The organism is Natronococcus roseus, assembly GCF_043677095.1.
In the GTDB taxonomy this organism is placed as follows: domain Archaea; phylum Halobacteriota; class Halobacteria; order Halobacteriales; family Natrialbaceae; genus Natronococcus; species Natronococcus roseus.
This window is the reverse complement of record NZ_JBHLJR010000008.1, coordinates 140,492-147,541: the sequence shown is the minus strand read 5'-3', so window position 1 is coordinate 147,541 and position 7,050 is coordinate 140,492. Positions and strand designations below refer to the sequence as shown.

Sequence of the window (7,050 nt, the reverse complement as noted above, 5' to 3'; positions counted from 1 at the left end):
AATGGAACAGCGACGCCGATACTTAGAGGATCAGCCCTCCGCTCGGTTCCGGCGTCGTTGAGTTACATGCAGATGCGTATGGAACGTCTGGCGTTGAGTCTGCAGCCCTCCCCAACCACCGCCGGGTGGGGCTGAAAGGGGCTGGCGTTCTCGGGCGTTCCGACGAACCAAGCACGCGACTGCACGGAGCGCGCGCAGCGAGTCAGAACGCCCGAGAACGGCAGGAGCTTTCGCGGTGATACCGACAGGAGCAGACTCTGCTCGCACGAACACAGGGGATCACCACGCCCTCTCTAGCCGATTCGCTCGGTCGCGTCGCTCCCTCACTCATCCCTCGCACAGCATCGTCGACCGTCCTCACTGGCGTTCGGCCGGTCGAGAGCGCGCGCCACCGCAGATCGAGTGGATGGCCCGACATGATACGTAGTTCTCCTGTATGTAACGTGAGTTTCACGGCCTCTTCTGAATAAAGAACCGTGCTACGATCTACTGCTAACGGCAATAGGAGCGAGCGAGTGGTTCTGATCTATCCAGCAGCAGTTCGTGCCGGCATTCATATGCGAGTCATCCTATTGATTATATGAAGTGACCTGGGACGCACGACAAACAAATACCACAAAGGCTCATCGGTTCACCCTTGCAGTCTTTCCAATAGTCGCTCGTCGAGGGTTAGAAATTAAGGGGTTAGTTGATGTGGGGAGTCCATCCACACTCGGCGCAGTATCCTCAAACGCTCTGAGACCAGTCTGTCTTGGTTTGCGTGTTTTGTCGTCAATCATCGTCATCGCCTCCAGTGATCAGCCGGAAGTCGCTCTTTTTCTCAGACGCAGAGTACGTGAGTGATTTGCTCTGCTTCCATTGTGTCCACTGGATTGTTTAGAGCTGGGTCAGGATGTTCACCGAAAAGAACTAACTCACAGACACCGTATCACAAACGAGCCAACCTTTGGGCAAAAGATGACTGACGATCCAGATGTGGTTGATAACGAACTACAGCGCACGCAAATCGATGAATTCCTTGCGCAGAAACTCGACCGCGCAGGCTACGGCGGTATGGACATCGCTAAGACGCCCATGGGCACCCAGATCGTTCTCAAGGCCGAAAAGCCGGGAATGGTCATCGGCAAGGGCGGCAAGAACATCAGGAACGTCACGATGGCCCTCGAAGAGAAGTTCAACCTCGAGGATCCCCAGATCAACGTTCAGGAGGTCGACGAACCTGACCTCAACGCGCGGATCGTCGCGAATCGGCTGGCGGACGCCATCGAACGAGGATGGTACTTTCGGAAGGCCGGGCACACCACGATCGACCGGATCATGGAGTCGGGCGCGCTGGGCGCCGAGATCGTCCTATCGGGGGAGATCACGGGTGGCCGTTCGCGCGTCGAAAAATTCAAACGTGGCTACATTAAGCATAATGGCCAGCCCGATGAGGAAGTCGTTGACCACGGCCAGGCGACGGCCGTCATGAAGCTCGGGACGATCGGCGTCAACGTCAAGATCATCCCACCGGACGCCGAGTTACCCGGCACCTCCCAGGTTGAGGATGGAACCAACATATCCGGCCACAAAGAGGAAGTCGGGATTGACACGGGCGAACTCGGAGTTGGCGCCGAGGCCAGCGAATCTGCTGAGAACCTGGATCGGAATTCTGTTTTACGGAAGCACGCAGATTATTTTGCCCGTTTATATGCGCTGAACGAATTTTCACAAGATAGTTCCATACGAATGGATTCTGATATAAGATCACTACAACCTGAGCATCACAATATTGAACAGGATTATAAAACTATTCGAACAATCGTTAAAAGGGGAGAGGTTCCTGAAGATTTAGCAGAACATTTCGCAAAAGAATTAGCTCAAATAAAAATCAAAGAGACAAGCGAAAAAACCACCATACAGGACATAAATGAAGATGGTGTCATTGAATCAATGAAGCGCATGATTATGAGGGAAGTCTAGTTTGCTCTACTCTACACCTCTTTCAGCTAAGTATAACAGCCAAATCTCCGCTAACGTCCGTTTCTGTGAGTCATCAGGCTCCCCCTTTGGGACATTATATTCGTTGTCAACATGGTGATGGAAGCTACGATCTTTCTCAAAGACATCAGAGAGAAACATAGATTCAATGTACAATTCGATCTGTTCTTTGCCCACCGCTAATGTTTCGCTTTGTATGAGTTCTACAATTTGTTTATCGAGGAGTTCATACGTGAATTTGAAATCAGGGTCGTAATCATCACAGCACAACTTTTGATAAAGCGTTGACAGTTCCACACTGTCGCAGTCTACACCGCGACAGTCATACTTATAATCGCCCAGACGAAATTTGGACAGTTTTGTTTCTCTTGGGATAGTAATTAGACGCTCATTCCTCGATTCGAGGTGTTTACGTACTTCAGTCATCTTTAACCTGAGAGTTTATTCAGACAATCTTTCTGCCAGTCTAGTCTGTTAAAGAGGAGAATAATATAAAAAGAGTAGGTTACCACCATCCCGATCAGAGCTAGGGAAACCAATGCTATAGCGGATGATAACAGATTCGGCTCCCAATTTCCATAATCAATCCAATTGGTTAGTGTGCTAAGAGTAATTAAATTAGATATGAGTATGATCCAGAGACTAAAAACCATAGAAAGTATAGTTCTTCTAAACCAACTCAGCTCCGACTTGCTTCTTCCACGGTATCTCTCTGCTTCATAGAAGGAAACCATATGACTAATCGCAGCAGGAATAAATGCCAAGAGGGCAAGAGTTCCTGAGTAAATAATGTGGGAAATTTGGATCATTAACCAGATGTCGCGTAGCAGAGATAATAAAGATTATTGGAATCAAGTAATTCAAGATCTATTTCGATGTACAGCGGGGGCCAGGTAAAATAGGATATTCGACATTTGCTGAATCGATGATTCAGCACGGTTCGGCCGAAAGAAGCAAACGCAGCGCCTAAAATCCTCTCCGCACTCAACACGTCGCTCCTAATAGTTTCCAGTGGAATCAAATTCGGTTCCGTTACCTGCTTGCCTTGTACGTAACGACTGCCTCTCTTGAGTACAGTTGCGCTTGAGGCGAACACGCGTTACACAGATATGCTTGCGTACCACTGTGAGTGAAGCAGTAACAGTGTAGTTAGAAATTCTAACCAGTACTATTATCACTACTTGACAGCAACGCTTTAGGAAATGGTCATTAGATGTTATTCATTCGGTCATGCAAAATCAAAATGTTTTGTGAATGAAAAATGGTAAAGTACGGGTTAGAGCATGTTCTCGGTGTGCAAACGGGTTGCTATACTCCTGGTTGGGACATCTATACCTGTCTGAAAGTCCTACTTTTGGATAAGTAGGACAATTCGATTGAAACCTTACTCTGAACGAGAAGGAAAGCGGGTTTGGCTGGCATGTAAAGAGATAGAACAATTAATCGACCTTCGCCGGCACTACCTTGGCGAATTCAGCCCACGCATACTGGAAAGGGAGCGTCAGAAGGTGAGTTATCTTGCTGATGATAATCCGGTGGATGCTGATCCAGATTCGCATAACGTGACGCCGAGTTCGTCGGGTTCGTACAGTAGCGATTAGCCAGATATCTCGGTATTCAGACCGACGTAGACATCAACAAGTAGTGACTGCGAAATATCCCGTCCCTCGATAATTTCAACTCATCTAAAATGGATAACGTGAAAATTAACCAGGAGGTGTTCCTTGGTTCGAATATGGTGACCTGTGTTAACTGCGGTGAAGATTATCCGGCGGAGGAAGAGAACTGTCCCGAATGCGGCTCAGTGACATTGCAACTCACTGGAGCTAAAAAAGTCGCGTGTACAGATTGCGGTCACTATAATCCAACAAGGCGTTCAGACTGTGCTGACTGCGGAGCTTCGCTTCCCATCTGAAAGAACACACTTCGTACTACTAACCAGCACATTCATATTATCTGCAAGTCACTCAGTGGTATGTCAACTTGTGCGAACTGTGACAACGAATACCGTAATGAGAAGGGCAAGTGTCCCAAGTGCGGATCTAGTCGAACCGTCTTTGAGCAAGAAAAGAAGGTTTCTTGTACAGATTGTGGACATCAAAACGCGACGAGACGTTCGTCCTGCGCTGTCTGTGGAACTCCACTCCCAGTATTTTGATTGAATAATGTCCGACAATGATGTGGTATCGTTGTTAGACGCCCTGTTTTCTGTTCAACGTCTAACTCTCGCGTTGGTCGGGTTGATGATAATAGAGACCGGTATACTACTGTATTTTTTCAAGGACTATATGCTGGATTACCCCGGGGCAGGTGAATTGAACGCGCTCGGTACAGCTGAAGATTATGCCACAAAATCCCTCACCTTTGCATCACTCACTTTTGCCGGATTAACTTTCCTTCTAGCGCAGTTTTTCCAGGACGGAATTCAGTTGATTGAAGAGCCAGTGTTTTTGTTTACAGTCGGGTTTGGGTTATTCATTTTATCCTATAAGTTGGAAGTCTTTGCTGCGACACAGAGAATACGACTCTCTACCCAGCAGCGGTTGTTCAACTTCGGTGTTCTATTTGTCGTCTCGGGGCTCGTAGTCTTCTTCAGCAGGATCTCTACACAGTTGATGATTCCTGTCGCTATTATTGCTGTGTTGGTCTTTGGTCTGCACGTTGCAGAATTCATTGGTGATTATCGGAGTTATGGTGTCGAAGTGAAGAACGAGAAAAAAGATGAGAAGGAGCAGCGCAGCTTAGATGAGTTTTGACGTGTGTTCTCTCTTCGCCCCTATCAGTTGGTGTAGACCCAGCAGCCTTCGTGCCGGCATTCATATTGGATGCAGGGCAACTACTGATTGCGAGGTGACAAGGAACGCAACGGAATAATCAGACCTTCCACGACGGCGACTCATCGATTCATCGGTGCGGTGCAGTTCGGCCCCATTTTCCCTTGTGTAATAAGTTAGACAGGTGTTGGTAGCGGGCTGCTCGGTCTAGTGTTTATGTAACATTAATAAGAAACTATATGTGTGAATAGTGAGGCTGTGAACGCAATCCGCGTTACACGGGAATCAGTGTCGCGCATCCGTGAGGAATACGACTTTCCACTTGACGTTGACGCTGAGTTCGAGGCAGCGGGCGAGGATCTAGACGAGGCAGTGGAATTGGCGTGAGGATTAGGGGATGGGCTACGATGCAGGTGGTGGGTGCAGGTGGTGAGTGGTAGCCCACCCATCCGAATGCGACCCGTTGTCGCGGGTGCAATTATATCGTGGCAAGTGTTAGTATTATCGAAAGAACAGCGGCTACCCCTCTTTCATGGTCTAAATAATGTTCAATCATAATGTGAATGAAAGGGTGTATGGTGGGCTCGTCTAACACCGACGACAAGGAATACAAGCCGGAGAGATGGGACGACTCGTGAATGATGATATCGATCTACAGGAAATCGAAGATGGCAGCTAGACCAGATTGAAGTGCTGTATTCGCGTTCAGTGGTTCTGGTGACGTAGACGGCGTTCAAAGATTCGGATCGAGAAGTCATGGATTATGCGAGTCGAAGAGGTCGCCCGTATGAATGACCATACCGGCGTCTTCGTCAATTGCGTACTCGATTGTTCCCTCGAACGCGTCGGGAAAGTTCTCGCGGCGTACGTCAGCCCCGGCTTCGTGACACGTACGATTTTGGTAGACTGAAAGAAACACCTGATGACTACGTGTTTGAGGTGGAGACAGAGTCGAAAATCGAGGACGCGCAAGAGGACGTTATCTTTGGGCCCGTAATCGACTATCTGACCGAAGATTCCGGATTCCTCCTTCCCTATCCGGGATTCGATATCTTGACTGTGAATCCGAAACCGGGAACGGAGACCGTCTCACCGAGCTGAAGTCCTCGGGTCACGACACCCGTACGCCTGCAATCTCGTGGAAAGAGTGAAAACCGCTTGTCCAGTCGATGTTAGTAATCTGGTCTACTCTATATCGGTGGGAATCTGCGTAAGGACATCCAGTCTGATCCGTATCTTCGAGAGATACTCAATCCGTTCGAACTCCTTCGCGCCGAGACACAGGAGCGAGAGGAGACGAGGAAGGAAGTGAAGGTTGACGCCACCCGATTCCGGAAGCGGGCAGAAGTGCGTGAAACGCCTCTTACCCGAAAGACAAAAGAATAGAATCTGACCAATTCGCAGTGAGATATTGACAGCTTTCACTTACCTAACTTCGTGGACAATCTACCACGAAGTCCTACTAGTCATTCAATTTCCCGTTCATAACAAGCATCGTGACAGGTACTCACTCCGGTTTCAGAATACCCGTTCGTCTTAGGATCCGGTGTACAGGGGTTACTCTTTTGAGAGCAAACAACCTGACCGAGAGCTTAGTCGTAGTGAACGAGCACCGAGTAGCACGGGTCGGGAATCAGCCATTCCCGAGGCTCCTCGAATTCCCGGACTTCGAGTTCTTCAACGCTTCCGTTGCACATCTCTTCGTACGCAGCCTCGATAGGATTTTCGAGCACCGTGGCAGCCTGTTCGGCTTCCCTCTCGGTTTCGAAGTGCTTCAGCCATGCCGCCTTCCCCGACTTGAGAACCTTGGGAACGTGAATACCGGTCTTGTCCAGTGCCTCAATGACGGCAGCCCGTCTCACATCCATCCAATCAGAACCCTCATAGAATTTCGACGCGCTGATGGGGCGGACTTTGACCAACCATCCTTGCTCGGTGTTCATGTGCCGAAATTCGTGGTGGCCGGTGTCGAACGTCCGAATCACGTCGTCCATCAGGAGCTGGCACCACATCTTGTTGACGTATCCGATGGCGACACCGTCGTCCGTCGTCTGTACTTCTATTGGCTCGCTCTCGTTCTTCTCGCGAAGCGGCGTCCACTTCCGTTCAACCATCTCTTCGAGCCGTCGTTCGATGCTGTTCAGCCGCTCGGTCGTGGCAGGGGTAGTTTCGGTTGACATTGCATTCTGTGGTAAGAGTACAGACTTAAAAATGTAGAACGGGATGCCTGCTAATCTTAAAAGCGTTGTTAGTCGGTGGTAGACGGTGCTTGTCCGAAAATCTCGATTTGAAAAAA

At 49.1% G+C, this 7,050-nt stretch carries 3 protein-coding genes and 1 pseudogene; 2 read left to right on the top strand and 2 right to left on the bottom strand.

The genetic code is table 11. The features are described from left to right. Positions 1 to 957 precede the first annotated feature (957 nt). Positions 958 to 1,531 (top strand): annotated as a pseudogene (locus ACFEMD_RS20280) (30S ribosomal protein S3); the annotation flags it as partial. A 437-nt stretch (positions 1,532 to 1,968) separates the two neighbouring features. On the opposite strand, the gene ACFEMD_RS20275 reads toward ACFEMD_RS20280, so the two are convergent. After that, positions 1,969 to 2,277, bottom strand: a complete 309-nt coding sequence (locus ACFEMD_RS20275) for a hypothetical protein (RefSeq protein ID WP_394743095.1) — start codon at positions 2,275 to 2,277, stop codon at positions 1,969 to 1,971. A gap of 1,868 nt (positions 2,278 to 4,145) precedes the next feature. On the opposite strand from ACFEMD_RS20275, the gene ACFEMD_RS20270 reads away from it, so the two are divergent. Then, positions 4,146 to 4,736 (top strand): hypothetical protein, encoded by a 591-nt coding sequence (locus tag ACFEMD_RS20270; protein WP_394743094.1) that lies wholly within the window; start codon positions 4,146 to 4,148, stop codon positions 4,734 to 4,736. Positions 4,737 to 6,346: 1,610 nt separating this feature from the next. Here the strand turns inward: ACFEMD_RS20270 and ACFEMD_RS20265 are convergent. Beyond that, positions 6,347 to 6,934: a hypothetical protein gene (locus ACFEMD_RS20265; protein WP_394743093.1), complete on the bottom strand. Its 588-nt coding sequence runs from the start codon at positions 6,932 to 6,934 to the stop codon at positions 6,347 to 6,349. Positions 6,935 to 7,050 lie beyond the last annotated feature (116 nt).

Excerpts from the sequence above, each read along its gene's own strand:
- ACFEMD_RS20265 (WP_394743093.1), bottom strand. The coding sequence starts at position 6,934 with ATGTCAACCGAAACTACCCCTGCCACGACCGAGCGGCTGAACAGCATC.
- ACFEMD_RS20270 (WP_394743094.1), top strand. The coding sequence starts at position 4,146 with ATGTCCGACAATGATGTGGTATCGTTGTTAGACGCCCTGTTTTCTGTT.